Origin of the sequence: Streptomyces sp. NPDC056883 (assembly GCF_042788835.1) — a bacterium.
In the GTDB taxonomy this organism is placed as follows: Bacteria; Actinomycetota; Actinomycetes; order Streptomycetales; family Streptomycetaceae; genus Streptomyces; species Streptomyces stoeckheimensis.
In genome coordinates this window covers 440763-466789 of the sequence record NZ_JBHUBS010000003.1, presented here as the reverse complement: position 1 = coordinate 466789, position 26027 = coordinate 440763, and the positions used below count along the sequence as shown (strand labels likewise).

Annotated in this window: 24 protein-coding genes; 7 read left to right on the top strand and 17 right to left on the bottom strand. The window is 73.3% G+C overall.

Annotated features, from left to right (window positions below; genetic code table 11):
* Positions 1 to 61 precede the first annotated feature (61 nt).
* Both ACFRU2_RS11145 and ACFRU2_RS11140 read right to left on the bottom strand, forming a co-directional pair.
* Entirely contained in the window at positions 62 to 778 is a 717-nt protein-coding gene (locus tag ACFRU2_RS11145) for a TetR/AcrR family transcriptional regulator (protein WP_382970522.1), read from the bottom strand.
* A gap of 44 nt (positions 779 to 822) precedes the next feature.
* Positions 823 to 1752, bottom strand: coding sequence for a diiron oxygenase (locus ACFRU2_RS11140; RefSeq protein ID WP_266955211.1), 930 nt, complete (start codon positions 1750 to 1752; stop codon positions 823 to 825).
* A gap of 176 nt (positions 1753 to 1928) precedes the next feature.
* Between ACFRU2_RS11140 and ACFRU2_RS11135 the strand changes: the two genes are divergently transcribed.
* Complete coding sequence (locus ACFRU2_RS11135; protein WP_382970519.1) at positions 1929 to 3038, top strand: ferritin-like domain-containing protein; 1110 nt, start codon at positions 1929 to 1931, stop codon at positions 3036 to 3038.
* A gap of 111 nt (positions 3039 to 3149) precedes the next feature.
* On the opposite strand, the gene ACFRU2_RS11130 is transcribed toward ACFRU2_RS11135, so the two are convergent.
* Entirely contained in the window at positions 3150 to 4610 is a 1461-nt protein-coding gene (locus ACFRU2_RS11130; RefSeq protein ID WP_382970517.1) for a penicillin-binding transpeptidase domain-containing protein, read from the bottom strand.
* Entirely contained in the window at positions 4607 to 5977 is a 1371-nt protein-coding gene (locus tag ACFRU2_RS11125; RefSeq protein ID WP_382970515.1) for an FtsW/RodA/SpoVE family cell cycle protein, read from the bottom strand. The genes ACFRU2_RS11130 and ACFRU2_RS11125 overlap by 4 nt, the downstream gene beginning before the upstream one ends.
* Positions 5978 to 6097: 120 nt before the next feature.
* Between ACFRU2_RS11125 and ACFRU2_RS11120 the strand changes: the two genes are divergently transcribed.
* Both ACFRU2_RS11120 and ACFRU2_RS11115 read left to right on the top strand, forming a co-directional pair.
* Positions 6098 to 6487 carry a DUF6325 family protein gene (locus ACFRU2_RS11120; RefSeq protein WP_274549540.1) on the top strand — a complete coding sequence of 130 codons (390 nt, stop codon included), beginning with the start codon at positions 6098 to 6100 and terminating at the stop codon, positions 6485 to 6487.
* Complete coding sequence (locus ACFRU2_RS11115) at positions 6487 to 6894, top strand: SHOCT domain-containing protein (RefSeq protein ID WP_382970511.1); 408 nt, start codon at positions 6487 to 6489, stop codon at positions 6892 to 6894. Before ACFRU2_RS11120 ends, ACFRU2_RS11115 begins: the two co-directional genes overlap by 1 nt.
* A gap of 23 nt (positions 6895 to 6917) precedes the next feature.
* Here the strand turns inward: ACFRU2_RS11115 and ACFRU2_RS11110 are convergent, their stop codons facing one another.
* On the bottom strand, positions 6918 to 7589 hold the full coding sequence (locus ACFRU2_RS11110; RefSeq protein ID WP_382970508.1) for a hypothetical protein: 672 nt from the start codon (positions 7587 to 7589) through the stop codon (positions 6918 to 6920).
* A complete protein-coding gene (locus ACFRU2_RS11105; protein WP_382970505.1) occupies positions 7586 to 8230 on the bottom strand; it encodes an RNA polymerase sigma factor in 645 nt (214 codons plus the stop codon). Before ACFRU2_RS11105 ends, ACFRU2_RS11110 begins: the two co-directional genes overlap by 4 nt.
* Before the next feature lie 190 nt (positions 8231 to 8420).
* On the opposite strand from ACFRU2_RS11105, the gene ACFRU2_RS11100 reads away from it, so the two are divergent.
* Positions 8421 to 9734, top strand: coding sequence for an NlpC/P60 family protein (locus tag ACFRU2_RS11100; protein ID WP_382970502.1), 1314 nt, complete (start codon positions 8421 to 8423; stop codon positions 9732 to 9734).
* Here the strand turns inward: ACFRU2_RS11100 and ACFRU2_RS11095 are convergent.
* Genes ACFRU2_RS11095 through ACFRU2_RS11075 form a run of 5 tightly spaced genes read right to left on the bottom strand, consistent with a single transcriptional unit; the run spans position 9671 to position 15425 of the window.
* On the bottom strand, positions 9671 to 10945 hold the full coding sequence (locus ACFRU2_RS11095) for a styrene monooxygenase/indole monooxygenase family protein (protein ID WP_382970499.1): 1275 nt from the start codon (positions 10943 to 10945) through the stop codon (positions 9671 to 9673). The genes ACFRU2_RS11100 and ACFRU2_RS11095 overlap by 64 nt on opposite strands.
* 11 nt (positions 10946 to 10956) lie before the next feature.
* A complete protein-coding gene (locus ACFRU2_RS11090; RefSeq protein WP_382970497.1) occupies positions 10957 to 11604 on the bottom strand; it encodes an ATP/GTP-binding protein in 648 nt (215 codons plus the stop codon).
* On the bottom strand, positions 11585 to 11974 hold the full coding sequence (locus tag ACFRU2_RS11085) for a DUF742 domain-containing protein (RefSeq protein ID WP_382970494.1): 390 nt from the start codon (positions 11972 to 11974) through the stop codon (positions 11585 to 11587). The genes ACFRU2_RS11090 and ACFRU2_RS11085 overlap by 20 nt, the downstream gene beginning before the upstream one ends.
* A complete protein-coding gene (locus tag ACFRU2_RS11080) occupies positions 11971 to 12462 on the bottom strand; it encodes a roadblock/LC7 domain-containing protein (RefSeq protein ID WP_382970491.1) in 492 nt (163 codons plus the stop codon). The genes ACFRU2_RS11085 and ACFRU2_RS11080 overlap by 4 nt, the downstream gene beginning before the upstream one ends.
* Complete coding sequence (locus tag ACFRU2_RS11075) at positions 12459 to 15425, bottom strand: nitrate- and nitrite sensing domain-containing protein (protein WP_382970489.1); 2967 nt, start codon at positions 15423 to 15425, stop codon at positions 12459 to 12461. Before ACFRU2_RS11075 ends, ACFRU2_RS11080 begins: the two co-directional genes overlap by 4 nt.
* Positions 15426 to 15823: 398 nt before the next feature.
* On the opposite strand from ACFRU2_RS11075, the gene ACFRU2_RS11070 reads away from it, so the two are divergent.
* On the top strand, positions 15824 to 16597 hold the full coding sequence (locus ACFRU2_RS11070; RefSeq protein ID WP_382970486.1) for a hypothetical protein: 774 nt from the start codon (positions 15824 to 15826) through the stop codon (positions 16595 to 16597).
* A gap of 50 nt (positions 16598 to 16647) precedes the next feature.
* On the opposite strand, the gene ACFRU2_RS11065 is transcribed toward ACFRU2_RS11070, so the two are convergent.
* From ACFRU2_RS11065 to ACFRU2_RS11045, 5 genes are all read right to left on the bottom strand, one after another.
* Positions 16648 to 17088 carry a MarR family winged helix-turn-helix transcriptional regulator gene (locus ACFRU2_RS11065; RefSeq protein ID WP_243336175.1) on the bottom strand — a complete coding sequence of 147 codons (441 nt, stop codon included), beginning with the start codon at positions 17086 to 17088 and terminating at the stop codon, positions 16648 to 16650.
* A gap of 139 nt (positions 17089 to 17227) precedes the next feature.
* Positions 17228 to 19624 (bottom strand): endopeptidase La, encoded by a 2397-nt coding sequence (lon, locus tag ACFRU2_RS11060; protein ID WP_382970483.1) that lies wholly within the window; start codon positions 19622 to 19624, stop codon positions 17228 to 17230.
* A 180-nt stretch (positions 19625 to 19804) separates the two neighbouring features.
* On the bottom strand, positions 19805 to 20638 hold the full coding sequence (locus ACFRU2_RS11055; RefSeq protein WP_382970481.1) for a DUF4097 family beta strand repeat-containing protein: 834 nt from the start codon (positions 20636 to 20638) through the stop codon (positions 19805 to 19807).
* A gap of 65 nt (positions 20639 to 20703) precedes the next feature.
* On the bottom strand, positions 20704 to 21567 hold the full coding sequence (locus ACFRU2_RS11050; protein ID WP_382970478.1) for a sulfurtransferase: 864 nt from the start codon (positions 21565 to 21567) through the stop codon (positions 20704 to 20706).
* A 118-nt stretch (positions 21568 to 21685) separates the two neighbouring features.
* The gene (locus ACFRU2_RS11045) at positions 21686 to 22879 is read right to left on the bottom strand and encodes a hypothetical protein (protein ID WP_382970477.1); all 1194 of its coding nucleotides are present in this window, start codon (positions 22877 to 22879) and stop codon (positions 21686 to 21688) included.
* A 293-nt stretch (positions 22880 to 23172) separates the two neighbouring features.
* Between ACFRU2_RS11045 and ACFRU2_RS11040 the strand changes: the two genes are divergently transcribed.
* Entirely contained in the window at positions 23173 to 23802 is a 630-nt protein-coding gene (locus ACFRU2_RS11040) for a hypothetical protein (RefSeq protein ID WP_382970474.1), read from the top strand.
* Between the two features lie 46 nt (positions 23803 to 23848).
* On the opposite strand, the gene ACFRU2_RS11035 is transcribed toward ACFRU2_RS11040, so the two are convergent.
* A complete protein-coding gene (locus ACFRU2_RS11035) occupies positions 23849 to 24520 on the bottom strand; it encodes a TetR/AcrR family transcriptional regulator (RefSeq protein ID WP_382970471.1) in 672 nt (223 codons plus the stop codon).
* A 148-nt stretch (positions 24521 to 24668) separates the two neighbouring features.
* Between ACFRU2_RS11035 and ACFRU2_RS11030 the strand changes: the two genes are divergently transcribed.
* Positions 24669 to 26021: an MFS transporter gene (locus ACFRU2_RS11030; protein ID WP_382970469.1), complete on the top strand. Its 1353-nt coding sequence runs from the start codon at positions 24669 to 24671 to the stop codon at positions 26019 to 26021.
* Positions 26022 to 26027 lie beyond the last annotated feature (6 nt).

Below are 26027 nucleotides of genomic sequence, written 5' to 3'. Positions count from 1 at the left end.
TGTCCAGGGGTCACCGCTGTCCAGGGGTCACCGCTGTTCAGGGGGCACCGCCGTTCAAGGGTCACAGCAGGTGCGCCGCCTCGGAGACCACCGGGATCACCCGGCGGGCCAGTACCCCCACCGGTCCGTCCGCCGATTCGAGGGCGAGGGCGGCGCGGGCCGCCGCGGCCGTCTCCGGGTCGGTGGCGGCCGTGGCCGTGAGGAGGGCGATGAACTGGTCCACCAGCCAGTCCCGGAGCGAGTCGATCTCCGGCTGCTTGCCCTCGTCGATCCAGATCAGCGAGGCGGCCTCGACCGCCGTGATCCAGGTGCGCACCATCATGCGCAGGCGCGGGCCGGGGGCCGGCACGCCGAGGTGGAAGAGGATCGCCTCGGCGGCCGCCCGGCGGATGCCGTCGACAGTGGCGGTGGTGCGGGAGGTTTCGACCACGCTGCCGCCCTGGAGGAGGGCGGAGAAGCCGGCGTCGTGTTCGTCGACGAAGGCGAGGTACCGGTCCAGGGCCCGGGAGAGCCGCTGGGTCAGGGGGCCGGCCTGGGGTTCGGCGAAGCAGAGCCGCAGGACGTCGGCGGCGGAGCGCAGGGCGGCCTCGTAGAGCTGCTGTTTCCCGCCGGGGAAGTAGCGGTAGACGAGGGGGCGCGAGACACCGGCGGCCTCGGCCACGTCGTCGAGCGAGACCTCCTCCGGCGCCCGGTGTGCGAACAACGTCAGGGCCGCGTCGAGGAGCTGGGCCCGGCGCTCCTCGACGCTCATCCTGCGGTACGCCCGTACGGCTGTCATGTCCGCAGGGTAGCCGCACCCCATGACCCTGGGGCGAGGAGTGTTCAGGCGAGGAGCCCCGAGCTCTTCCAGAGCTTGCGGCCGACTCCGCGCATCACGCCTATGTCGTCCAGGAAATCGGTGAGCCGCTTGGCTCCGGTCTGCATGACCTCCCGGCGGTGGCCGCTCGCCTTGACCTGGGCGAGCGCCTCGCGCCGGTCGAGGCCGATGTTGTCGTAGACCTGGGGGTTCACGAAGGCCTGCGAGAAGACGCGGGCGGCCTGGCCGCAGCTCACGCGGGTGAGTTCCTGCTCCCAGCGCGGGGCGGTGAGCATCTGGCGGCGCAGTTCCTCGCGGGCGTAGCGGACGTGGCGCGCCTCTTCGATGACGTGGATGCGGGTGACTCCGCGGACCAGGGGCTGGATGCGCTCGTCCGGGAAGGTCAGGCGCTGCATCCAGTCGAGGACCTCTTCGCCGAGCAGGGTGCAGGCGAAGGAGCCGGGGGTGGTGGAGACGGTCTTCAGGACGCGGGCGAGGTTGTGGTTGGCGCGGGAGACCGGGTACTCGGGGGCGCCGCCCGTCTTGATCATGCGGGCGAACATCATCGAGTGGCGGCACTCGTCGGCGATCTCGGTGAGCGCGTACCGGACGTGATTGCTGGTCAGGGACTTGTCGTAGACGTGTCGGACCAGGAGCTGCATGAGGATGATCTCGAACCAGATGCCGAGCGAGCCGAGCGCCGCCGCCTCGTGGCGGGAGAGTTCGATGCGCTGCTCCTCGCCCATCTTCTTCCAGAGCGGGGTGTCGAAGAGGGAGAGCAGCTCGGGCGGCCAGTAGTACTTGCCGTCGATGGGCGGGGCGTCCCAGTCGAGTTCCTTGTCCGGGTCGAAGGAGTGCTTCGCCGAGGATTCGAGCAGCCGCTCGGCGATCTGCTCGCGGTCCTTGAGCAGGCCGAGGGCGTCGCGCAGCTCGGCTCGTTCGGTCACGGTGGTCATGGCTTCGGACACCTCTGCGTCGAGTTACCGGCGGTCACTCCTTATGAGACTGCCTGTCAGCAAGACCGTCAATCCCTCGCGCACGACTTGTTGACCGCGCGTCTACCAACGTGTGACGCTGCCAACTGTCCGGTCCTGTACGGAAGTACGCGGCTACGTGAGGCGAGGGGGCGTCAGTGTCGACGCACGAGCTCTACACCAACGATCCGGGCGAGACCGTCTGGCCGGTCCCCGCATCCGGAAATGCCCGTTTCAGCTGGGAGTACGACGGCGGCCGCGAACGGCTGCTGGCCCTGTACCAAAAGGGCAAGGACAAACAGTGGGACGGCGCCAAGCGCATCGACTGGGCCATCGAGGTGGATCCGTACGATCCCCTGGGCACCCCGGACGAAGCGCTCCCGCTGCACGGCACCCGGCACTGGGCCAAGCTCACGGAAAGGGACCGGGGCGAGCTGCGCCGGCACTACAGCGCCTGGAACTTCAGCCAGTTCCTGCACGGCGAGCAGGGCGCGATGGTGTGCGCGGCGCGCATCGTCGAGTCGGTGCCGGACCTCGACGCGAAGTTCTACTCCGCCACGCAGACCATGGACGAGGCACGGCACGCGGAGATCTTCGGACGGTTCCTGCACGAGAAGATCGGGATGCTCTACCCGATCAACGACAGCCTGCAGGGACTGCTCGGCGACACCCTGCGCGACTCCCGCTGGGACATGCCGTACCTGGGCATGCAGGTGCTCATCGAGGGGCTGGCGCTGGCCGCCTTCGGGATGATCCGCGACACCACGAACAAGCCGCTGCCCAAGCAGATCCTGGCCTACGTGATGCAGGACGAGGCACGGCACGTGGCCTTCGGGCGGATGGCCCTGCGCGACTACTACAAGCAGCTGTCGGACGCCGAGCTGCGCGAGCGCGAGGAGTTCGTGATCGAGGGCTGCTACCTGATGCGGGACCGGCTGCGCGGGGTGGAGGTGCTGGAGAACTTCGGCATCCCGCGGGCGGAGGCGGAGGAGCTCAGCGAACGCTCCGAGTTCCTGGCGCTCTTCCGCAAGCTGCTCTTCAGCCGGATCGTGCCGTGCGTGAAGGACATCGGGCTGTGGGGCGAGCGGCTGCAGAAGGCGTACCTGGACATGGGCGTCTTCGAGATGGGGAACTCCAACCTGGACCTGCTGATGAGCCAGGACGAGGAGATCGCCGAGGCCCTCGACCGGGAGCGGTTCGCGGCCGAGGAGGAGCAGCGGGTGGCGGAGGTCGCGGAGGCCATCACGGAGGGTGCGAACACCCCCTAGGGGCGGTGGGCGGAACCGGTCGGGCGGGAGCGCCGGCCCGGGCGGCGCGGCTCCCGCGATGCGGCTCCTACGACGCGCCCTCCGGCAGGAATCCCGTGCGGAGGGCAACCGTCACCGGGCCGACAGGGCCGCCTCCATCACCGCCCGGGCGATCGGCGCGGCCGCGCCGTTGCCGCTGATGTCCCCGCGGACGGCCGACGCGTCCTCGACGACCACCGCGACCGCCACGGCCGGCGGACGGCCGCCCTGCGGCTTGGCCCAGGAGATGAACCAGGCGTACGGGGTACCCGCGTTGCCGACGCCGTGCTGGGCCGTGCCGGTCTTGCCGCCGACCACGGCGCCGGGGATCGCCGCGTTGCGGCCGGTGCCGTTCTCCACCACCTTCACCATGAGCTCCTGTATCCGCATCGCGGTCAGCGGGGTCATGGCCCGGCCGAGACTGCGCTGGTCGGCCCGGCGGACCGGGTCCCCGTCGTCCTGGGTCGTGCGGTCCACCAGGTAGGGGGCCTTGAGCTCCCCGCCGTTGGCGACGGCCGCCGCCACCATCGCCATCTGCAGCGGGGTGGCCTTGGTGTTGAACTGGCCGATCGAGGACAGGGCCAGCTGGTCGGGGCTCATGTCGGTGTCGAAGTTGGACCGCGACACCCAGGCCGGCACCCGCAGCCCCGCGTCGTTGAAGCCGAACCGCCGGGCCGCCTCCGTCATCCCGCGCAGCCCGACCTGTACGCCGATCTTCGCCATCACCGTGTTGCACGACCACTGCACCGCGTCCGCCATCGAGGCGTCGGCGCAGCCCGTGCCGGCGTTCGGCAGCAGGGTGCTGGTGCCCGGCAGCGGGTACGGGTCCGGGGTCTCGGTCGGCGCGTCCACGTCGGTGACCACGCCCGCGTCGAGGGCGGCGGCCGCCGTCACGATCTTGAACGTGGAGCCGGGCGGGTACGTCTCGCGCAGGGCGCGGTTGAGCATCGGCTTGGCGGGGTCCGCGTTGAGCTTCTCCCAGGCCTCCTTGACCTTGGGCCCGGTGCCGGACAGCACCGCCGGGTCGTAGGAGGGGCTGCTGACCAGCGCGAGGATCTTGCCCGTGGCCGGTTCCACGGCGGCGACCGCGCCCCGCTTGCCCGCGAGCCCGGTGTACGCGGCCAGCTGCATGTTCGCCCGGATGGTGGTGGCGGCGTCGCCGCCGCCGGGGCGGCCGCGCGAGAGCTCGTACCAGAGCGGGAAGGCCGAGAGCCCGGGGTCGGTGCCGGAGAGGACCTGGTCCTCGGCGCGTTCCAGGAAGCTGGTCCCGTAGGTCTGCGAGGCGAAGCCCGTGACGGGCGCGTAGAGCGGTCCGTTCTTGTACGTGCGCTCGTAGCGCAGGATTTGGCGGCTGTCCCGGGAGCCGGTGACGGGACGGCCGTCGACGGTGATGTCCCCGCGCGGTTCCGCGTACCGCTCGATGGCGGGGCGTTTGTTGGCCGGGTTCGCGCCGTAGCCCGCGGCCTCCCAGACCTGTACGCGACCGACGTTGACCAGCAGGGCGACGAGCAGCAGGGCGCAGAAGTACGCGCACCAGCGGATGTAGCGGATCACGCGTCGGCCTCCTCGGCCGGTCCGGGCCTGCGGGCGCTGTCGCTGAGCCGGACGAGGAGGGCGACGATGATCCAGTTGGTGACCACGGAGGAGCCGCCCTGGGCGAGGAAGGGCATGGCCATGCCGGTCAGCGGGATCAGGCCGGTGACTCCGCCGGCGATGACGAACACCTGGAGCGCGACGATCGAGGCGAGTCCGGTGGCGAGGAGTCGCCCGAAGGGGTCGCGCAGCGCCAGCCCGGCGCGGAAACCGCGGGCGACGAGGAGCCCGTAGAGGAGCAGGATCGCGGTGAGGCCGACGAGGCCGAGCTCCTCTCCGGCGGTGGCGAGGATGAAGTCGGATTTGGCGGCGAAGCCGATGAGGAAGGACTGGCCGTGGCCGAGCCCGGCGCCGAGCAGTCCACCGGCCCCGAAGGAGAAGAGCGACTGGGCGAGCTGGCCGGGGCCTTCGCCGCGCTCGATGGAGGCGAAAGGATTCAGCCAGTCCTCCACGCGGCTGTTCACGTGCGGCTCGAAGGTCCCCACGGCGTACGCGCCCACGGCCGCGAGCAGCAGCCCGATGGCGATCCAGCCGATCCGGCCGGTGGCCGTGAACAGCATGATCACGAAGAGTCCGAAGAAGAGCAGCGAGGTCCCGAGGTCGCGCTCCAGGACGAGCACGCCGACGGAGAGCAGCCAGATGGCCAGGATCGGGCCGAGGACCCGGCCGGGCAGCAGCCTCAGCTTCCAGAAGAGGATGCGCCCGGTGAGGGCCAGGGCGGTGCGGTTCGCCGCGAGGTAGGAGGCGAAGAAGACGGCGAGCAGGATCTTGGCGAACTCCCCCGGCTGGAAGGAGAGCCCGGCGAACCGGATCCAGATGTGCGCGCCGTTCACGGCCGGGAAGAAGACGGGCACCAGCATCAGCACCAGTGCGACGGCGACGGACAGGTACGCGTACTTCTGCAGCACCCGGTGGTCGCGCAGTAGCGCGAGGGCGAGCACGAAGAGCACCACTCCGAGGGCCGACCAGCGCAGTTGCTCACCGGCCGTGGCACGGCCGGGGGTGGCGACGTCGAGGCGCTGGATGAGGACGAGGCCGAGGCCGTTGAGCAGGACGGCGATCGGGAGCAGCAGCGGATCGGCGTACGGGGCGAACAGCCGGACGGCGAGGTGGGCGACGAGCGCGGCCACGGCGAGGCCGGCGGCGTAGTGGGCGGCGGGTGCGGGGATGCTGCCGGTGGTGGCGATCCCCACGTAGAGGTGGCCGAGGACGGCGATCAGGACGGCGCCGAAGAGCAGCGACAGCTCGACTCCACGACGCTTGGGCGCACGGGCGTCGGGTGGCGGTGGCGGGGCGGGTTCCGTCACCTTCGCCGTCAGAGCGGTCATACGGGGAAACGTAGCAAGGAGCCGGGCCGTATGTCCGCTTATGTCATAGTGTGCCGAAGAGTCGTCAGAACCGGTCGGAAGCGAAGTAGCGGATCAGTAGCGGATCAGGAGTCTCCTTCCATGGGACCTGCGGAGTTCATCGTCCTGGCCTTTCCGGAAGAACAGCTGCGGGTCGCGGCGGTCGAGGCGGTGATGGGACTGCGCAAGGCCGGGGTCGTGCGGCTCGTCGACGGGCTGGTGGCCACCAAGACCGCCGGCGGCGAGGTGCTGTCGGCGGAGTTCGACGAGTTCGTCGAACTCCGGGGCCTGCTCGCCCACCGGGAGGCGGCCCCGCTGATCGGCCCCGAGGACGTCAGGGAATCGGCTGAACTGATGGATCGCGGCAGCTGCGCCCTCCTCCTGGTCGTCGAGCACGTATGGGCAGAGGATGCCGCCATCGCCGTCCGCGCGGCGGGCGGCCGGATCGCGGGAGCGGTCCGCCTCCCGGCCGACCGGCTGGGGGTGGCCTGATGTTCATCCGCCCCATCGGCTCCGTCGTGAACCCCTCCCAGCGCCCCTCGGGTCACCCCCTGCTGCGCGGAATCCTGGCGCGCGGGGCCTACGTCTGGGACGCGGCCCAGCACCCGGCGGCGGTTGCGGCCCCCCAGCCCCAGGACGGCACGGCCCCGGGCACGCCCCCCGACGCGACCCCGGACACACGCCCCGGCCCGGCCCCCTCGCCCCCGGCGGCCCCCTCCGCCCGCCGGGAGCCCGCAGCCGCCCGCCCCGCTCCGCACGCCGGCCCGGCATCCCCCGGACCGGTCTCCCCCGGAGCCGATCTGACGGACCGCCTGACCCAGCTGGCCGCCCTGGCCCGCGAGGGCCTGCTGACCCCGGACGAGTTCTCGGCGGCCAAGGCCCGCCTACTGGCCGGCTGACCCGGACCGCGCGGCCCGAGCAGCTACTTCGGGGTGCCTCCTGCCGCCCCCTCCCGGGGGGCGTCGAGCACCAGCTTCGGGTCGAGGGCACTGGTGTAGTCGGGTATGCAGGACGGCAGCCTGGAGGTCTCCATCGTGCCGAAGCCCATGTGGTCGTTCATGGGGTCGCTGGACGGCTTGACCGGCCTGACGAGCACCAGGGTGTGCCCCGGCTTCACCGTCTCGGAGTTGATCCTCAGGACGGGCTCGTCAGCCCTCGTGTCGAGGACGTCCTCGAACGGCTCCCAGGCTTGACGCTCCTCGTTCCAGACCGGTCCGTCGAACCCGCCGCCGGGCGCGTCGCATTCCGCGACCGGCTTCTGCTGGATCACGGCCACCGGCACACCCAGGCGCCGGAGCTCCCGCTCCAGGCCCGGAAGTCCCTCCGAGTTGAAGAGTCTGACGACGATGGTGCCGTCATCGCTCTTGCTCAGCGCGTACGCGGCGGACGAACCTCCCTGGTCCCCCATGACCGGGAGGGCGATCAGGCCCGCGGCCGCCGCGGCCGCCAGCCCGACGGCGAGCGGTATGCGCAGGCGCCGGGCAGGCGGGCGGGTAATGAGCCCCACCCCTCCGCCGGACTCCTCCCGGTCGGCGGCTATCGCCACGAGCTCCGCCTTCAGGCGCTCCTCGAACGCAGTGGGCCTGGTGCTCATCGTGCTACCTCCAACTGCTGCGCCGGGGCGGGGACGTGCGGATCCTCGGGGGTCCGCAGCGCGCGCCGGGCGCGGTGCAGGCGGACCCGGATGGTGGCCTGGGTGACTCCGAGGGCCTGGGCGGCCTCGGCCGGGGTGAGGCCGTCGACCACGACCAGGTCGAGCGCGGCCCTCAGCGGCTCCGACAGGGCGGCATGCCGCTCGGCCAGGTCGCGGAAGGCCCGCTGTGCGTCTATCCGTTCCTCCAGGGCCGCCACGTCCTGGTCGTCGAGCAGCCTGCGGCCGCTGAGCCGTTGCAGCGCTCCGCGCTCGCGGGCGCCCGCACGGGCGTGGCTCGCCAGGACGTTGCGTGCAATGCCGTAGAGCCAGGCGATCGGCACTCCCCTGTCGGGCCGATAGCCGGCCGCGTCCTTCAGCGCGGCGAGGAAGATGTCGGCCGTGAGGTCCGCCGCCAGGTGCGGGTCGGTGACCCGCCGGGTGACGAACCCGAGCACGGCGTCGATGTGCTCCTCGTAGAACGCGCCGAACCCCTCCGGCGTCCGGAGGTCCGGTGGGCCGGCCCCCGCCCATCCGGAGTCCTTCCCCCTGCTCCCCGCCGGCGCGCCGCCCGCCCCCGCGCCGTCCTCGTGTGCGCTGTTCACCCCGGTCCCTCCCCTGGTCAACGAGGCCCCGTCGGCCCCTCACCCCGTACTTGGCGAAAGTCGCGTCAAGCGTTTCATCGCGTCCGGCCGGCGGACGTACGCCGACCGGGTGAGCGGAGCGGCACGGCCGCCCCGGGTGGGCGATTTGTCATACCGCGCATGGCAGCATCGGCCGCCAGGAGGTGACCCCATGTCACGACGACGCAGACGTCGGCTGCTTCGCGCCGCGTGCCTCGCCGCAGCCCTCGTCACGGCCGGCCCGCTCCCCGTCACCCACGCCGAGCCCGCCGCCCCCGCCGCACCGGAGACGCCCGCAGTACCGGAGACGCCCGCCGCACCGGACACCCCGGCAGCGCCGGACACCCCCGCGGCCGCCGCGGCCCCCACCGCCCCCGACGCTCCCGCCACCCCCACCGAACCCGTCGGTGTCCTCCTCACCCGCCTCCAGGGCCTCTACCAGCGCGCCGAGCAGGCCACCGAGGCCTACAACGCCGCCGAGACCGCCCTCACCGCCCGGCAGCGCGAGGAGAGCCGGCTCAGCACCGAGCTCGGCAGGGCCCGTACCGCCGTCACCGACGCCCAGACCACCACGGGCAGACTGGCGCGCGAGCAGTACAAGGGGGGCCGCGGGTTCTCCCCGTACGCCCGGATGCTGTTCGCCGGGGACCCCCAAGGGGCCCTGGACCAGCGCCGGGTCGCGGAGCGCGAGGGTGCCCGGCGGGCCGCCGCGCTGCACCGGCTCACCCGGGGCGAGAAGCAGGCCGACCGTCTCGCCACGGCCGCCCGCAAGGCGCTGGACTCCGAGCTGAAGCTGGCCGCCGACACCAAGCAGCGCAAGGAGGAGGCCGCCACGCAGCTCAAGGAGGTCGAGCGGATGCTGGCCTCGCTCAGCCCCGCCCAGCTCACCGAGCTCGACGCCCGGGAAGCCGAGGACACCGCCACGGCGCAGCGGGAGCTGATCGGTTCGGGGAAGCTGGGCAGCGGCGGCGCGCCGCCGCTCCGCAACCCCACCGCGGCCGGCGGCACGGCCCTCACGTACGCGGCCGCCCAGATCGGGAAGCCGTACGTCTGGGGCGCCGAGGGTCCGGCCTCCTTCGACTGCTCCGGGCTGACCTCGCAGGCCTGGGCGCACGCGGGCCGCGAGATCCCCCGGACCAGTCAGGAGCAGTGGGCCCGGCTGCCCCGGGTACCGCTCGACGAACTGCGCCCGGGCGACCTGGTGGTGTACTTCCCGACCGCCACCCACGTGGCCCTGTACGTCGGCGACGGCAAGGTCATCCAGGCGCCCCGCCCGGGCGCGAAGGTGAAGGTCTCGCCCATCGCCGCGAATCCGCTGCTCGGCGCGGTACGGCCGGACCCCGACGGGGCGCCGCTGCGCGCGTTCACCCCGCCGCCGCTGCCCGAGACGGGCGGGGCCGCGGCGGCCGGGGACGATACGGGCTACTCCGGCGAGACCGAGCCCGAATCCGAAGCCGAGACCGCGCCCGCGACGTCCGCCAGGTAGTCCGCCGCGTCCTCGGGGTCGTAGAAGTACGCGTCGAAGTCGGCCGGGTTGTCGAAGCCGTTGGCGAATCGATCCGCCACCGGCTGGAGCTGCCCGGCCGCACCGAGCAGGTTCAGCACGTGCTCCGGCGGGACGCCGAGCATGGCGTTCGTCCACTGGGTCGCGGGCTTGCCGCTGGTGAACCAGTACTTGTCGAAGGTCGCCTTCATCCACGCCTCGTCGAACGGGTTGTCCCCGTGCATGAGGATCGAGGAGAGGTACGAGGCCGCGCACTTGGCTGCGGAGTTCGAACCCTGCCCGGTGATCGGGTCGTTGGCGACGACCACGTCCGCCACGCCCAGCACCAGCCCGCCGCCGGGCAGCCGCCCGATGGGGTTGCGGACGACGGGGGCGTACCGCCCGGCGAGCGTGGCGCCCGCGTCCGTCAGCTCCACCTTCGTCGCCCGCGCGTACTCCCAGGGCGTGAACTTCTCCATCAGTTCCAGCGTCAGCGCGAGGTGGTCCGCCGGGTCCTTCACCCCGCCGAAGACGTCCAGCGGTCCGCCCGGGATCCCCTCCCAGAACAGGATGTCGGCCCGCCCGGAGGTGGTCAGCGTCGGCATCACGAACAGCTCGCCGGCGCCCGGGACCAGGTTGCAGCGCACGGCCTCCGTCTCCGGGTGCTCGGGGCGCGGAGACAGCCCGTGCACGTACGACACGGCGAGCGCGCGCTGCGGGGCGTCGTACGGGGAGCGGGCCGCGTCCCGGCCGAACAGCGAGACGAGCTCGCCCTTGCCGGCCGCGACCAGCACCAGGTCGTACGTACGGGAGAAGAAGTCCAGGTCGGAGACGGACGCGCCGTGGATGACCAGCTGCCCGCCGCGCTGCGCGAAGGTGTCGAGCCAGCCGGCCATCTTCACGCGCTGGTCGACGGACTGCGCGAAGCCCTTGAGCTTACCGAGCCAGTCGACGGCGCGGCCGGCGTCGGGGGCGGAGACGGAGACGCCCAGGCCCTCGATCTTCGGCGCCTGCTGCTCCCAGAAGTTCAGCTGGAGGTCCCGCTCGTGCTGGAGCGCCGTGTCGAACATGCACTGGGTGGACATGACCCGCCCGGTGCGGATCTCGTCCGCCGTCCGGTTGGACATGAGGGTGACCTCGTACCCCTTCGCCTGGAGTCCGAGGGCGAGCTGGAGACCGGACTGGCCGGCGCCGACGACGAGTATCTTGCGCATCTGGACGTTCTCTATTCGGGGGTCGTGTCGAGGGCGTGGCCCACGAGGGTCATCAGGGATTCCAGGACCGTCACCCGGCGCCGCGCGTCCATGATCACGACGGGTACCTGCGCCGGTATGGTCAGCGCCTCCCGCACGTCCTCCGGTTCGTACGAAGGCGTGCCCTCGAAGTGGTTGACGGCCACGGCGTACGGCAGCCCGCAGCTCTCGAAGTAGTCGAGGGCGGGGAAGCAGTCGCGCAACCGCCGCGTGTCCGCGAGGACGATCCCGCCGACGGCGCCGCGCACCAGGTCGTCCCACATGAACCAGAAGCGTTCCTGGCCGGGGGTCCCGTACACGTACAGGACGAGGTCGTCGTCGAGCGTGACGCGCCCGAAGTCCATGGCGACGGTGGTGGTGTGCTTGTCCGGGGTCCCGGACAGGTCGTCGGTCGGAGCGGCGGCCTCGGTCATCACCGCTTCGGTGCGCAGCGGCCGGATCTCGGAGACGGAACCGACGAACGTGGTCTTGCCCACCCCGAAACCGCCCGCCACCAGCACCTTCACGGCGACGGGCGCGCGCGAGCGGTCGTACTGCCAGGGCTGTACGGGCTCGTCCGGATCGGCGTCCGGGTTCGCGGAGAAGGAGAAGAGGCCGGTTTCAGAGACGGCGGAGCCCACTGAGCACCCTTTCGAGCAGAGCGCGGTCGGGACGGCCGCTGCCGTGGCCGGTCCCGTAGACACGGATCCTGCCCTGGTCGGCGAGGTCGCTGACCAGGACGCGGACCACGCCGAGCGGCAGCTTCAGCAGGGCGGCGATCTCGGCGATCGTCCGCATGCGGCGGCAGACCTCGACGATCGCCGGCATCTCCGGCATCCGGTCGGGCTTGCGCGGCTCGGACACCTTGGTGTCCAGGGCCGCGACGAAGGTCTCGACGTGCAGGACCTGGGTGAAGCGGGTGCGGCCGCCCGTCAGGGAGTACGGGCGTACACGGGCGGGACGGCGGTCGGCGCCGCGTATCGGCAGCCGGTCGGAGGCCGGACTCCTCACGGGGTGTTCTCCATCGACTGGCGCAGCTCACTGCGGACTTCGGGGGTCAGGACGTGGCCGGCGCGGCCCACGAACAAGGCCATGTGGTAGGCGACGACGCTCATGTCGCAGTCCGGCGTGGCGTGCACGCCGAGGAGCGATCCGTCGCTGATGGACATGACGAACACGGAACCGTGCTCCATGGCCACCATCGTCTGCTTGACCGAGCCGCCGTCCATCAGGGCTGCGGCGCCCGTGGTGAGCGACCCGAGGCCGGAGACGATGGTCGCGAGATCGGCGGACGCTCCGCGGGGGCCGCGGGGCCGGGCGGATGCGGAGGCGGCGGCCGGTGTGTCGGGTGCCACCGGATCGGAGGACAGCAGGAGGAGCCCGTCCGAGGACACGACGGCCACCGAGTTGACCCCGGGCACCTCCTCGACGAGGTCGGTCAGCAGCCACTGAAGGTTGCGGGCCTGGGAGCTCAGTCCGTACGTACTGGACGCGTTCATGTGCGTGCCTCCTGTGCGGTGTCCCCCCGGTCGGTCTGCCCCTGGTCCTGCGGCGGGCCCTGTCGGGGGTCCTGCGCGAGCTCGGCCTCCACGACGCGTCGCCCGTCCTGGGCTCCCCGGTAGAACCCGCCGAGCCGGCGGCGCAGCTCGTCGGCGTCCACCCGGCCCGGCGCCGGGCGCACCTCTTCCTCGCGTCCGGCGCTCACCACGCGGGGGCTCCGCTTGGGAAGCCCCTTGTCGGTGAGGGCTTCCTCCGGCTCGGCCTCGTACGGGGCAGGCGCCTCGGCCTGCGGCGGTACGCGGAACACCTGCTCGGCGGGCACGTCCGCGGGAGCCTGCGGCTGCTCCACGGGCACTTCGGCGGCGGCCCGGGCGGGAACCTGCGGCTGCTCTACGGGCACTTCGGCGGCGGCCCGGGCCTGGGGCCGTACGCGGAACACCTGCTCGGCGGGGACCTCGACCGGTGCCGGGACCCGGAACACCTGCTCCGTGGGCGGCAGCTGCCCGGCCGGCGGCGCGAACCCCGCCGGAGCGGGCTCCGGAGCCACCCGCGCGGGCGGCTCCGCGGCCGAGGCCTGCGCCGTCTCGTGCGCGGGCTCCGGCTCGGGGAAGGACACCGGGGCGGGGTCGGGGGCGGCCTCGGGCTCGGGGAAGGACACGGGGTCCGGTTCCACGACCGGTGCCGAAGCCGCGGCCTGGGGCTCGGGCACCGCCGGTGCCTCAGCCGCGGCCGGCTCTTCGGCCGCCGCCGGGGCCTCGGGCGGGAGGGTGGCAAGGCCCCGTACCCGTGCGGGGAGGGTGTTCTCGTTGGCCTCCGCGATCACCCCGGGCAGGTGCAGCGCGGGTGCGCCCGGTGCGCCCAGGGTGTGGACCGGCGAGGCCGGCGGGGTGGCGGGCAGCAGCGTCGCCGGTACGACGACCAGCGCCTCCGTACCGCCGTGCCGCTGCGCGCGCAGCTCCGCGCTCACCCCGTGCCGGGCCGCGAGCCGGCCGGCCACGTACAGGCCGAGGCCCAGGCCGTGTTCCGACTCGGGCTCCTCGTCGTACGCGTCCGGCGTGGCCAGCCGCTCGTTCAGGGTCGTCAGCCGGTCCCCGGTGATCCCGATGCCCTCGTCGACGACGGAGAGCACCACGTCGCCGGAGTCCAGCAGCCAGCCGGACACTTTGACCTTGGCGTCGGGCGGCGAGAAGGTCGTCGCGTTCTCCAGCAGCTCGGCCAGCACGTGCGAGATGTCGTCGGCGGCGTGCCCGGCGACCTGCGTGTACGAGGGCAGCACCCCGAGGTCGACGCGCTCGTAGCGCTCGATCTCGCTGACCGCCGCCCGCATGACGTCGACCAGCGGCACCGGCAGGCTCTGCCCGTGGCCGTGTTCCTGGCCGGCGAGGACGAGAAGGTTCTCGTTGTGGCGGCGCATCACGGTCGCCAGGTGGTCGAGCTTGAAGAGGGTGGAGAGGCGGTCCGGATCCGGCTCCTCGGACTCCAGCTCCTCGATGACGGCGAGTTGGCGCTCGACGAGCCCCAGCGTCCGCAGGGACAGCGACACGGACGTGGTCGACATGATGCGGCGGTGCTCTTCCAGCCCCGCCCGCAGCTGCGCGAGCTCTTCCTCCAGCGCCTCCCGGCCGGCCGAGAGCGCCTCGTTGCGGCCGATGAGGCGGCGCCGGTCGGCGTCGAGTCCGGCGATCCGGGTGTGCAGGGAGACCGTCTGGTCGCGTACCGCGTTGAGGTGGCGCACCACCTCGGCGAACTCGTCGTTGCGGCCCGTGAACCGAACCGGTTCCACCGAGCCCTCCGGCGTGGCCAGCCGCGCCGCGCCGCGCCGCAGGACCGACAGCGGCCGGGTGAGGGAGCGCGCGATGGCGGTGGAAATGCCGAGGGTGAGGAGGAAGAGGACGCCGAGGAAGGCGACCATGACCTCCAGCGCGGTCACGTCGTCGTCGCGCAGCGCGGCGAGCGCGGTGGCGCGCTGGCCGGCGAGGGTGGCCTCGACCGAGCGCATCCGGTCGACGCGGGCGGTCAGGGCCGGTCCGACGGTGCCGGGATCGAGCTTGCGGTCGGCGGGCGACAGGGCGGGCCGGTCGGTGAGCCGCTTGAGGTAGTCGTCGGCCGTCTTGACCTCGGGTCCGGTGACGGTGGCGGTGAGGCTCTGGCGCACGTCGGGGCGCGCGGCCCGCGCGAAGTCGTCGAGCGCGCCCTGCTCCCGTACGCGTGCCCGCTGGGCGGCGGCGGTGAGTTCGTCCACGAACGCGGCGCCCGGCTGCTTGTCGCCGCCCGGCACGGACAGCGCGGCGAGCAGCAGTCCGCGGGTGGCGGAGGCCTGTTCCACGGCCTGGCCGAGGGCGGCCAGGGGACGCGCGGTGACGAGGGCGTCGGCGGCGCGCGGCGGGGTCAGCTCGGCGAGCCGGCCGCTCGGTGCGAGGAGTTCGGCGATGACGCCGGAGTAGGCCTGGTGGGCGGCGAGGGCGCTGTCCTTGCCCTCGATGGCCTCGGTGCGGACGGCGCCCACCCGGCCGAGGGCCTGGGCGAGTTCCTCGTCCGCGTCGGCCTGGACCTCGGCGAGCTGGCGGTCGGTGCCCGCGGTGCGTTCCTGGACCGCGGCGGCCTGCGCGCCCCGGGCGCCGCCGGGGCGGCCCTTGGCCACGTACGCGGTGACCGCGTCGCGCTCGTCCCCGAGCAGGTGGGCGAGGGTGAGGGTCTGCCGGCTCTGGTCGGCGAGGGTGACCAGTTGCTGGGAGTCCTTCAGGTCCGCGGAGGCGGACAGGACGGCGGGCGCTCCCGCCACGAGCACGGCGAGCCCGGCCACGGCGACCCCGATGACCAGCCTGCGGCGCACGCGGACGCGGCGCCCTGCGGGTGCGGTCGCGGCGACCGGGCCGTCGGGGGCTCGTCGGTCGGGTGCGGTGCCGTCGGGTGCGGTGCCGTTCGCGACGGTGCCGTTCTTCCGAGGCCGCTTCTTCTGCACCGGTGCTCGCAATCCTGTTTACGTGTGCTGCTCGTGCTCGTTGTCTGGTGCCGGGTACGTGCTGCTCGGTACGCGCCGCTTGCGCGCGCGCCTGCCGCCGTACCGCCTCAGACCCTCGCAGTGAGTTGGGAGGAGGGCCGCACATCGCCCGCCCGGCCACACGAAGGAGTGAACAGCACGGAGGAGTTGGCGACCAACTCGGCGATCGGCTGTCAGGGCCGCACCGTGGACGGGTGGTTGAAAGATCGATGCGGCTTTTGGCAGGATGCCCGCCCACATCGCCGAGAGCCACCCCGCGGCCCCCGGGAGTCCCTTCACTCCCCACCCGCCCCACTTTGGTCCGGACCTTCCCCGGCTCTTCCCGCCCCTACGGAGCCCCGCGCGGGCAGAATGTCCCCATGCGCATCGATCTCTCCTCCGCCCCCGGCAACCCGGAACGCCCCAACGAGGACTGGCTGTCGGCCGCGATCCCCGCCTCGGGCGGCGGAGTTCTGGTGGCCCTCGACGGGGTCACCCCGCCTCCGGGCGAGGTCGGATGCGCGCACGGAGTGCCGTGGTTCGCGGCCAGGCTGGGCGGCCGATTGACCGAACTGTCCGGATCGCGCCGGGACATGCCCCTCGACCGGGTCCTGGCGGAGGCCATCCGCGTCACCGCGGACGCCCACCGCGACACCTGTGACCTTTCTCACGTCCGGACGCCCCAGGCGACGGTGGTCGTGGTCCGCTGGGACGCGTCCTGCGTCGAACACCTGGTGCTCTCGGATTCCGTACTCCTCCTCCAGGCGCCGGGAGGAGAGGTGCGCGCCGTCCTCGACGACCGGCTGGACCGGATCCCGCGCGAGCGGCTGCGCACGGAGGCCTCGGCCGACGAGCTGCGCAACGCGGAGGGCGGTTTCTTCACCGCCGCCGCCGACCCGGAGGTGGCGGCCCGGGCGGTGACCGGGCGGACGCCGCGCGCGGAGGTACGGGCGGTGGCGGCGCTCACGGACGGGGCCAGCCGGTGGACGGACACGTTCGGGGAGGGCGACTGGGCCGAATGCCTGGCGGTGCTGCACAAGGAGGGCGCGCAGTCGCTGATCGACCGGGTGCGCGCGCTGGAATCGGACCCGGGCCGGGCGCACCGCCGCGACAAGCGCCACGACGACGCGTCGGCGGCTTACGTGGAGCTGTAGGGGCACGGGCGGCCCGCACCCGAGCCCGAGCCCGCGCCCGAGCTCTGGTGTTACTCCCCGCCCGCGTTCAACTGGTTCAGGAGCCTGGCCAGTTCCGCCACTTCTCCGCGGTCCCAGTCCGCGAGCTTGCGCATGTACTGCTCGCGCCGGGCGCCCCGGACCCGCAGGAAGCGTTCCCGGCCCTCCTCCGTGAGCCCGACCAGGAAGGCCCGCCCGTCCGCCGGATCCGGCTCGCGGGCCAGCAGCCCCAGCACCTCCAGGGCCCGCAGCTGCCGGCTCATGGTGGCCTTGCCGACCCCGAAGTACGCGGCGAGCTCGGTCGCCCGCTGCCGCCCGGCGGCTTCCAGCCGTACGAGGAGCCCGTACGCGGCCGGTTCCAGCTCGGGGTGCAGCTCGCGCGCCATCTCCCCGGAGGAGGCGCGGGCCCGTCGGAGGAAGACGGACAGCTCCCGCTCCAGGGCAAGGAACTCCTGGTCTTCGGTCCCGTGCACGGCCCGCTCCTTCGCTGGTGTGTGGGCCACCAGTATTTCGCAGCGGGTACGCCGGGAGCCCGGGGCCCCGCCGGAGCGGGGAACCCCGGGCCCTCGGCCCGACCGGCCGACCGGCCGACCGGCTGACCGGCCGCCCGGATCACGCCACCGCGGCCACCGCGACCTCGTCCGCGGCCAGGGCCAGCTCCAGGACCTGCCGTACGTCCGTCACCGGGTGCACCGACAGCCCTGCCAGCACCTCGGCGGGAACGTCGTCCAGGTCGGCCTCGTTCCGCTTCGGGATGATGACGGTGGTCAGCCCGGCCCGGTGCGCGGCCAGCAGCTTCTGCTTGACCCCGCCGATCGGCAGCACCCGCCCGGTCAGCGAGACCTCGCCGGTCATGGCCACGTCCGTGCGGACCTGCCGGCCCGACAGCAGCGAGGCCAGCGCCGTCGTCATCGTGATGCCCGCGCTCGGACCGTCCTTGGGCACCGCGCCCGCCGGGAAGTGGATGTGCACGCCCCGGTCCTTCAGGTCGGCGACCGGGAGTTCCAGCTCGGCGCCGTGGGAGCGCAGGAAGCTGAGCGCGATCTGCGCCGACTCCTTCATCACGTCACCGAGCTGGCCCGTCAGGGTGAGCCCGGCCGCGCCCGTCTCGGGATCGGCCAGCGAGGCCTCGACGAACAGGACGTCGCCGCCCGCCCCGGTCACGGCGAGGCCGGTGGCCACGCCCGGTACCGCGGTGCGCCGCTCGGCCGGGTCCTGCGCGGACTCCGGTACGTGGTGCGGCCGCCCGATGAGTGCGCGCAGGTCGTCGGCGCCGATCCGCAACGGCAGCTCCCGCTCCCCCAGCTCGTGCTGGGAGGCCACCTTGCGCAGCAGCCGGGCGAGGGAACGCTCCAGGGTGCGCACGCCCGCCTCGCGGGTGTACTCCCCCGCCAGCTTGCGCAGCGCGTCCTCCTCCAGGACCACTTCCTCCTCGGCCAGGCCGGCGCGCTCCAGCTGCCGGGGCAGCAGGTGGTCGCGGGCGATGACGACCTTCTCGTCCTCGGTGTAGCCGTCGAGGCGGACCAGTTCCATGCGGTCGGCGAGGGCCTCGGGGATGGCTTCCAGGACGTTGGCGGTGGCCAGGAACACGACGTCGCTCAGGTCCAGTTCCACCTCCAGGTAGTGGTCCCGGAAGGTGTGGTTCTGGGCGGGGTCGAGGACTTCGAGCAGGGCCGCCGCCGGGTCTCCCCGGAAGTCGGAGCCGACCTTGTCGATCTCGTCGAGCAGGACGACCGGGTTCATGGACCCGGCTTCCTTGATCGCCCGTACGATCCGGCCGGGCAGCGCGCCCACGTACGTACGCCGGTGTCCGCGGATCTCGGCCTCGTCGCGGACTCCGCCGAGGGCCACGCGGACGAACTTGCGCCCCATGGCGTGGGCCACGGACTCGCCGAGGGAGGTCTTTCCGACGCCGGGAGGGCCCACGAGCGCCAGCACGGCCCCGCCCCTGCGCCCGCCGACGACGCCCATCCCGCGCTCGGAGCGGCGCTTGCGCACCGCCAGGTACTCGGTGATCCGGTCCTTCACGTCGCTCAGTCCGGCGTGCTCGGCGTCCAGGACGGCGCGGGCTCCCCGGATGTCGTACTCGTCCTCGGTCCGCTCGTTCCAGGGCAGTTCGAGCACGGTGTCCAGCCAGGTGCGGATCCAGGACCCCTCCGGGGACTGGTCGCTGGAGCGCTCCAGCTTGTCGACTTCCTTGAGCGCGGCCTCCCGTACCTTCTCGGGCAGGTCGGCGGCCTCGACGCGGGCCCGGTAGTCGTCGGACTCCTCGCCCTCCTTCTCCCCGCTGAGCTCGCGCAGTTCCTTGCGCACGGCGTCGAGCTGCCGCTTGAGCAGGAACTCGCGCTGGACCTTGTCGACGCCGTCCTGGACGTCCTTGGCGATGGACTCGGCGACGTCCTGCTCGGCGAGGTGGTCGCTGAGGGCCTTGACGGCGAGCCGCAGCCGGGCGACGGGGTCGGCCGTCTCCAGCAGCTCCACCTTCTGTTCGACGGTCAGGAACGGGGAGTAGCCGGAGTTGTCCGCGAGGGCCCCGACCCCCTCGATCTGCTGCACCCGGTCCACGACCTGCCAGGCCCCGCGCTTCTTGAGCCAGCTCGTGGCGAGCGCCTTGTACTCCTTGACGAGCTCGGCGACGGCCCCGGGCAGCGGATCGGGGACGGCCTCGTCCACCGTCTCCCCCTCGACCCAGAGCGCGGCCCCGGGCCCGGTCGTCCCGGCCCCGATGCGGACCCGGCCGCGCCCGCGGATCAGCGCCCCGGGATCCCCGTCGGACAGCCGCCCCACCTGCTCCACGGTGCCGAGCACCCCGGTGCCGGTGTACGTCCCGTCGACCCGGGGCACGAGCAGCACCTTCGGCTTGCCACCTGCGGCAGCCGCCTGCGCGGCCTCGACGGCACCCCTCACCTCGGCGTCGGACAGGTCCAGCGGAACGACCATCCCGGGCAGCACGACCTCGTCGTCGAGCGGCAGCACGGGCAGGGTGAGCGTTACGGACGTCGAAGCCATGATGTTCCCTCCGGCAGTGAAGTTGAGCTATGCCGACTCAATGCACGTGAGGGTCCCGATGTTCCCCAACGCCCGTTCGCCCGGGGCGAACAGGGTCGGGCGCATCCCGCCCAGGCGGTGACACAACCGGAAAGACACAGGTCACCACGGGTGCGGACGAGGGCGAGGGCAAGGGGTGGCTCAGGCCGCCGAGATGTGGATGTCGCCCGAGGAGGTCGTCACCGCGAGGCGGGCGGCGGCCGAGGGGGTCGCGGGGAGGGTGATGTCGCGTGCGCCGGAGTCGGTGGCGACGTCGAGTGCGTACGGGGCCGCGGGGACCTTCAGCTTCGCCTCGCCCGAGCTGGTCCGCACGGCGATCGAGGCCGGGGCCGTCGTGAAGGCGAGACGGACGTCGCCGGAGTCGGAGCGGGCGTCAGCGCCCGTTCCGGACAGTTCCCCGGCGGTGATCGAGCCCGAGGACGTACGGACCTTCAGCGGGCCGGCGATCCGGTCCGCCCGGACCGGGCCGGAGGCGGTGCCGACCTCCAGCGCGCCGGCGATCCGCTCCACGCGCACCCCGCCCGAGGACGTCACGACGTCGGCGGCGGCCACCCCCGACACGGCGACGCGGCCGCTGCTGCTCTTGGCCCGGACCGTGGCGGAGGCCGGTACCTCCAGCCGGTAGTCGACGGAACAGCGGCCGGAGCACTCTCCGTTGGTGAGGGTCAGCACTCCGCCGGAGAGCCGCTGGGCGGGCTCGGGGACGGTGTCGCCGTGGTAGTGGACGGTGCGGCCGACGACGACGCCGGGGCCTGATCCGACGACCACCTCGATGGATCCGCTCCCGGAGTCCGCCACCTCGACCGCGGTGACGGCCTCGGCCACCGTGGCGTCCGCGCTCCCCGTCTTCTCCGGTCCGCCGCGGGAGACGAGCGAGCCGAAGGAGCAGCCGGTGAGCAGCAGGCCGGCGGCGAGTGCCGTGGCGGTGAGGGTGACGGTGGCCTTGGTGCCGCGGGGGCGCGTCTTCGTGGTCATGGTGTCGATCGTGCCCGCGCGGCGGCCGCGGGGGCATGGTGCACGTGCCCGGATCCGGGGTGGGGTTAACCCCCCTGCACGACCGGCCGGTCCGGGGACGGCACGCCCCACTCGCTCCAGGAGCCGTCGTACACCGCGAGGTCCTGGTACCCGGCGAGGTCGGCGCCGAGGGCGAGCACGCAGGCGGTGACCCCCGATCCGCAGCTGAAGTACAGCCGCTCCCGCTCTCCCGCCGCCGCCCCGAAGGCCGCGCGGAGCTCCGTGGCGGGGCGCATCAGGCCGTCGGGGCGCTGCAGTTCGCCGAAGGGGAGGCTGACGGCGCCCGGCATGTGGCCCCCGCGCAGGCCCGGGCGGGGTTCGGGGGCGGTCCCGGCGAAGCGTTCGCGGGTCCGGGCGTCGAGCACGGCGGCGGCCGGATCGGCCAGGGCCGCCGAGACGGTGCCGGCGTCCACCAGCAGTCCGGCGCGGGGCCGGGCCGTGAAGGAGCCGCGCGGGCCCTCGTAGCCCGGCCGGCGCTCCTCCACCGGCCGCCCGGCGGCGACCCACGCGGGCAGCCCGCCGTCGAGGACGGCGACCCGGTCGAAGCCCATGCTGCGCAGCATCCACCAGGCGCGGGCGCTGGAGTAGATGCCGGCGCCGTCGTACACGACGACCGTGCTGCCGTCGTCCACGCCCAGGGCGCGCATCGCCTCGGCGAAGGCGGCGGGGCCGGGCATGGTGTGCGGGGCGGCGGCGGTGTGGTCGGACAGCGCGCCGTCGAGGTCGAAGGGACGGGCTCCCGAGATCCGCCGGTCCGTGTCGCGGTGCGCCCCGACGGAGGCGTCGAAGACGACGAGTCCGGGCGCACCGAGCCGCTCCGCGAGCCAGTCCCCGCCGACGAGCGGACCGGGCGGCACGAGGGAGTGGGGGCGAGCTGCGTCTGCGTCCATACGGCACCTCCGACAGAATCCAACGGGCCCCGGCACGGTGGGCGCCCCGCGGCCCATCCTCTCCCCTGCGACCACGTCCGAGGGAGGCACCCTCCTCAACCCTCGACCCCACCGCGACCTACGGACAGGCGCCCGGACGGGCGAAGAGGGCCACGCGGGCGCCGCGTACGTCCGTCACGGAGCACAGGTCGAAGTGGGAGACCAGCGTCTGGCGTTTCACCGCCTCGGCCGGATAGCCGTCCAGCGGCTGCCCCACCGGGTCCAGCAGGGCGATCACCCGGTCGACGGCCGGGTCCAGCAGGGCCGCCCGGATCTCCTCCGGAGTCCGCTCCACGCCCTGGAGGCTCCGCGAAGCCGCCGGGGTGCGGGACAGGGCGAGGTCGCGCAGGGAGCCGTAGGCCTCCGGCGAGGACAGCAGCCATTCGCGCCGCCGCGAAGGGAGGAACAGCACCGCGTCGCCCGGGCGCGCGAGTTCGCGTACGGCCGCCGCCACGGCCCGCGCGTCGTCCTTGCGGCTCTCGGGAGTACGCAGCCACGCGGACCAGAGCCCCACGGGGACGAGCAGGACCCCGACCAGCGGCCACACCCACCACCCCCGCGCCGTGGCGAGCCGCGCCCCCGCGAGGAGGGCGAAGCCGGCGAGGGCGTAGAGGACGTACCGGTCGACGTACCAGGGGTGCACCAGCGAGACCGCGAGCAGGACTCCGGGCGGCAGCAGCGCCAGCGGCAGGGCGACCCGTACGAGTTCCCGCGCGGCCCCCCGGGCCAGGAGCAGCGAGGCGGCCGCGAGGACCCCGTACGCCGCCCAGTCCTGCCAGCTCGGCCGTCCGAGCCAGCCCAGCTGCTGCTGCGCCTGCCGCGCGCTGACCAGCGCGAGCGGCAGCAGCGCGGCCACCACCGCCCCGGCGGCGAGCCGCCAGCCGCGCGAGCGCCAAGCGGCGAACGCGTGCGCGGGCAGCGCCAGTACGGCGAACTCGTGCAGCCAGCACCCGAGCACCAGCACCACGGCGTAGGCGACCCAGTGCTCGCGCAGCATCAGGTACGTGGCCCAGACGACGGCCGCGGCGACGAGCGCGTACGAGCGCCCCTCCTGGGCGTACATCTGCACGGGCGGCAGCAGCGCGTACCCGACCCCGGCCAGCACCGCGACCCGCCCGGAGGAAGGGCCGGAGCGCAGCGTGCCCGTCAGGTGGTGGGCCACCGCGGCCACGCCGGAGGCGGCGAGGGCGGTGGCGGCGACCGAGGGGAGGCGCAGGACCCAGAGGCCGGGGTCGGAGGCGGTGGTGCCCGTCGCCGCGAAGACCGCGTGCATCAGGAGGTAGTAGAGGCCGTGGACGGCGTCGACCTGACCCAGCAGTTCCCAGAGCTCGCCGAGCGGCCGGTGGGCGACCTGCCACGTGACGGACTCGTCGCGCCACAGGGAGCCGCCCCGCGGGAGGCCCCAGAGGCCGAGTGCGAGGGCGGTGAGCGGCGGCAGCCAGCGCCAAAGGGCGAAGCGGCGGATGTCGGCCTCCGGGTGCTATCCGTGCGGGTGGTGCTGACTCCATACTCGGGGTTCGAGCCGGATACCTGCGGGGGTGGGGCGTGCGAGCACGTGGTGGGCGAGTGGGCTTGGCAACGGCGGCCGTGGCGCTGGCCGTGGTGGCGGCCCTGGGCGGGTGCTCCTCCGACGGCTCCAAGGACGGGGCCTCACCGAAGCCGAATCCGAACGCGAGCACGGGCACTGGCCCCGCCACCGGCGCTCCGTCCGGGACCGCGACGGACACCCCGGGGACGCCGTCCCCCGGTCAGAGCGCCGGCCAGAGCCCGGACCCGGGCACCGGTACGACCGCTCCCGCCCCGCAGCCCGCGCCGAGCACCTCCGCCCCCGCCCCCAGCGCCTCGCCGCCCGGCGCCGACGAGACGCTCGTCGCGGTCACCCGTAGCGGCGGCATCAGCGGAAAGACCAGCACCTTGATCATCAAGGGGGACGGATCGTTCCTCCGGCTCGACGCGAAGGCCGAGACGGTCGACAGCGGCAAGCTCTCGGCGGCCGCCCTCGCGAAGCTGCGCACCGCGCTCCGGGAGGCGGACTTCCCCCGACTGCCCCGGATCTCGATGCCCAAGGAGCCGGTCTTCGACGCGTTCACGTACGCCTTCCGGCACGGAGGCTACGAGGTCGCCGCCGCCCAGACCACGCTGCCCCGGCCCCTGGAGGGGGTCCTGGGCGCCCTGCCGGCCTTCGAGCCGCGCTGAGGGGAGCAGGGGGGCCAGGTCGCCGCCGCTGCTGCCCGCCGGCCCGTCACAGCCCGGTTCCCGCCACCGTGATCTCCCGCAGCCGCCGGTCCAGGTACGCGCGGAGCAGGACCGCCATGTCCACGCCCTCCGGGTCCAGCACCCACTGGATCTGGAACCCGTCCATCACCGCGATGATCTCGCGGCCGACGGCCTCGCAGTCCGCGTCCGGCCGCACCTCGCCGCGCGCGACGCCCGCCCGGAGCAGGTCGACGCTGTAGCCCAGGACCCGGTCGTAGCGCTGCCGGAAGTAGGCGTGCGCGGGGTGGCCCTGGTTCCCGGACTCGCCGACCAGCGTGTTGTACATCCGTACGAGCCCGGGCCGGCGGGCGTTCTCCTCGGCGAGGGCGACCACGGCGGCGAAGTACGCGGCGACCGAGGGGACCTTCTCCGCGGGCCCGCTGAAGAGCCGTTCGACGTCGTGCTGCTCGCTCTGCGCCAGCACGGACAGCAGCAGGTCCTCCTTGCCACGGAAGTGGTGGAGCAGGCCGCCCTGGGTGATCCCGCAGTCGTTGGCGATCCGGGCGAGCGAGGAGGCGTGGAAACCCCACTGCGCGAAGTGCTCGACGGCGGTGTCGAGGATCTTCTGGCGACGGGCGTCGCCCACCGCGTAGCCGCCCCGGGCGGTCGCCGCCTTGGGGGCCGCCTTGGGGGCCGTTCGGCCCTTCTCCTGTGCCATGCGGACCACCCTAAACCGGACGGTTTCCGGCCACCCCGAGGGAGTGATCCAGCTCACTCCGCGAAAACCTAGTGGGTACGCGGTTTTCGCGCCTACCGTGAAACCGCCCGGTCGGTGACGAGGCCGACGCGGAGACGTTGGAGCCCTCATGCCGCTCACGCAGGACCCCGGAAGCGCACGCGCCGCCACCGACCGACCCGATCCGGCCACCCCGGCCCACGGCTCAGCCACCGCGGCCCACGCCCCGACCGCTCCGGCCCACGGACCCGCCGACCCACCGGCCGACGCCCCCGCCAAGCTGATCTTCGGCCTGGTCGCCGCCCAGCTCGGCGTCTGCATCGCCGTCTTCACCCCGATCGTGGTGACCCTGGCCCTGCGCGTGACCCAGATCGTCCCGGAGGCCGAACGCGGCGCCGCCCTCGGCAAGGTGCTCTCCGTCGGAGCGCTCCTCGCCCTCGTCGGCAACCCGCTCTTCGGCGCCCTCTCCGACCGCACGACCAGCCGGTTCGGCCGCCGCCGCCCCTGGCTCGTGGGCGGCATGGCGGTGGCCGCCGTCGGGCTGACCGTCGTCGGCCTCGGCTCCGGCGTCACCACGCTGCTCGTCGGCTGGGCCATCGCGCAGCTCGGCTGCAACGCGGCCCTGTGCATGGTCACCGCCTGCATCCCGGACCTGATCCCGGACCACCAGCGCGGCCGCGTCTCCGGCATGGTCGGCATGATGCTGTCCGTCTCGATGGTGGCGGGCAGCTTCCTCGCGCAGCTGTTCACGGAGAACATGGCGCTGGCCTTCATCGTCCCGGCCGTCGTCGGCGTCCTCGGGGTGTGCGTACTGGCCGCCGTGATGCCCGACCGGCCGGCCCGCGCCGAGTCCGTGGCCCCGTACGGCCTGCGGGAGTTCCTGCACAGCTTCTGGGTGAATCCGCGGAAGAACCCCGACTACTCGTGGAACTTCGCGAGCCGCTTCCTGGTCTTCATCGGCATCGCCTGCGTGACCAGCTACCAGGTGTACTTCCTGATGGACCGCCTCGGGGTCGCCGAGGGCGAGGTCGCCTCGAAGATGTTCACCACCACCCTCGTCACCGTCGGCGGCGTCGTGGCCGGCTCCCTCGCCGGCGGCTGGCTGTCCGATGCCACCGGCCGCCGCAAGCCCTTCGTGTTCGCGTCCGCCTTCGTCATCGGCATCGGGCTGCTGCTGATCGCCACCGCGGGCACCTTCGGGATGTTCCTCTTCGCCGTGGCCGTCTTCGGCTTCGGCGAGGGCCTCTACCTCGCGGTCGACGTGGCGCTCGCCGCCGCCGTCCTGCCGGACCCCGAGACCGCCGCGAAGGACATGGGCGTACTGAACATCGCCAACGCCCTCCCGCAGTCCCTGGTCCCGATGCTCGCGCCGTTCGTCCTCGCCATCGGCGGAGGGGGCAACTACGGCGCCCTCTTCCTCTTCGGCGGCATCGCGGCGGCCGTCGGCGCCGCCCTGGTCCAGCTGATCCGCTCGGTCAGGTGACGGCCC

Coding starts and splice junctions, on each gene's coding strand:
- ACFRU2_RS11145 (WP_382970522.1), bottom strand. CDS start 778: ATGACAGCCGTACGGGCGTACCGCAGGATGAGCGTCGAGGAGCGCCGG.
- ACFRU2_RS11140 (WP_266955211.1), bottom strand. CDS start 1,752: ATGACCACCGTGACCGAACGAGCCGAGCTGCGCGACGCCCTCGGCCTG.
- ACFRU2_RS11125 (WP_382970515.1), bottom strand. CDS start 5,977: ATGACCGCTCTGACGGCGAAGGTGACGGAACCCGCCCCGCCACCGCCA.
- ACFRU2_RS11120 (WP_274549540.1), top strand. CDS start 6,098: ATGGGACCTGCGGAGTTCATCGTCCTGGCCTTTCCGGAAGAACAGCTG.
- ACFRU2_RS11115 (WP_382970511.1), top strand. CDS start 6,487: ATGTTCATCCGCCCCATCGGCTCCGTCGTGAACCCCTCCCAGCGCCCC.
- ACFRU2_RS11110 (WP_382970508.1), bottom strand. CDS start 7,589: ATGAGCACCAGGCCCACTGCGTTCGAGGAGCGCCTGAAGGCGGAGCTC.
- ACFRU2_RS11100 (WP_382970502.1), top strand. CDS start 8,421: ATGTCACGACGACGCAGACGTCGGCTGCTTCGCGCCGCGTGCCTCGCC.
- ACFRU2_RS11095 (WP_382970499.1), bottom strand. CDS start 10,945: ATGCGCAAGATACTCGTCGTCGGCGCCGGCCAGTCCGGTCTCCAGCTC.
- ACFRU2_RS11080 (WP_382970491.1), bottom strand. CDS start 12,462: ATGAACGCGTCCAGTACGTACGGACTGAGCTCCCAGGCCCGCAACCTT.
- ACFRU2_RS11070 (WP_382970486.1), top strand. CDS start 15,824: ATGCGCATCGATCTCTCCTCCGCCCCCGGCAACCCGGAACGCCCCAAC.
- lon (WP_382970483.1), bottom strand. CDS start 19,624: ATGGCTTCGACGTCCGTAACGCTCACCCTGCCCGTGCTGCCGCTCGAC.
- ACFRU2_RS11055 (WP_382970481.1), bottom strand. CDS start 20,638: ATGACCACGAAGACGCGCCCCCGCGGCACCAAGGCCACCGTCACCCTC.
- ACFRU2_RS11050 (WP_382970478.1), bottom strand. CDS start 21,567: ATGGACGCAGACGCAGCTCGCCCCCACTCCCTCGTGCCGCCCGGTCCG.
- ACFRU2_RS11045 (WP_382970477.1), bottom strand. CDS start 22,879: ATGCACGCGGTCTTCGCGGCGACGGGCACCACCGCCTCCGACCCCGGC.
- ACFRU2_RS11035 (WP_382970471.1), bottom strand. CDS start 24,520: ATGGCACAGGAGAAGGGCCGAACGGCCCCCAAGGCGGCCCCCAAGGCG.
- ACFRU2_RS11030 (WP_382970469.1), top strand. CDS start 24,669: ATGCCGCTCACGCAGGACCCCGGAAGCGCACGCGCCGCCACCGACCGA.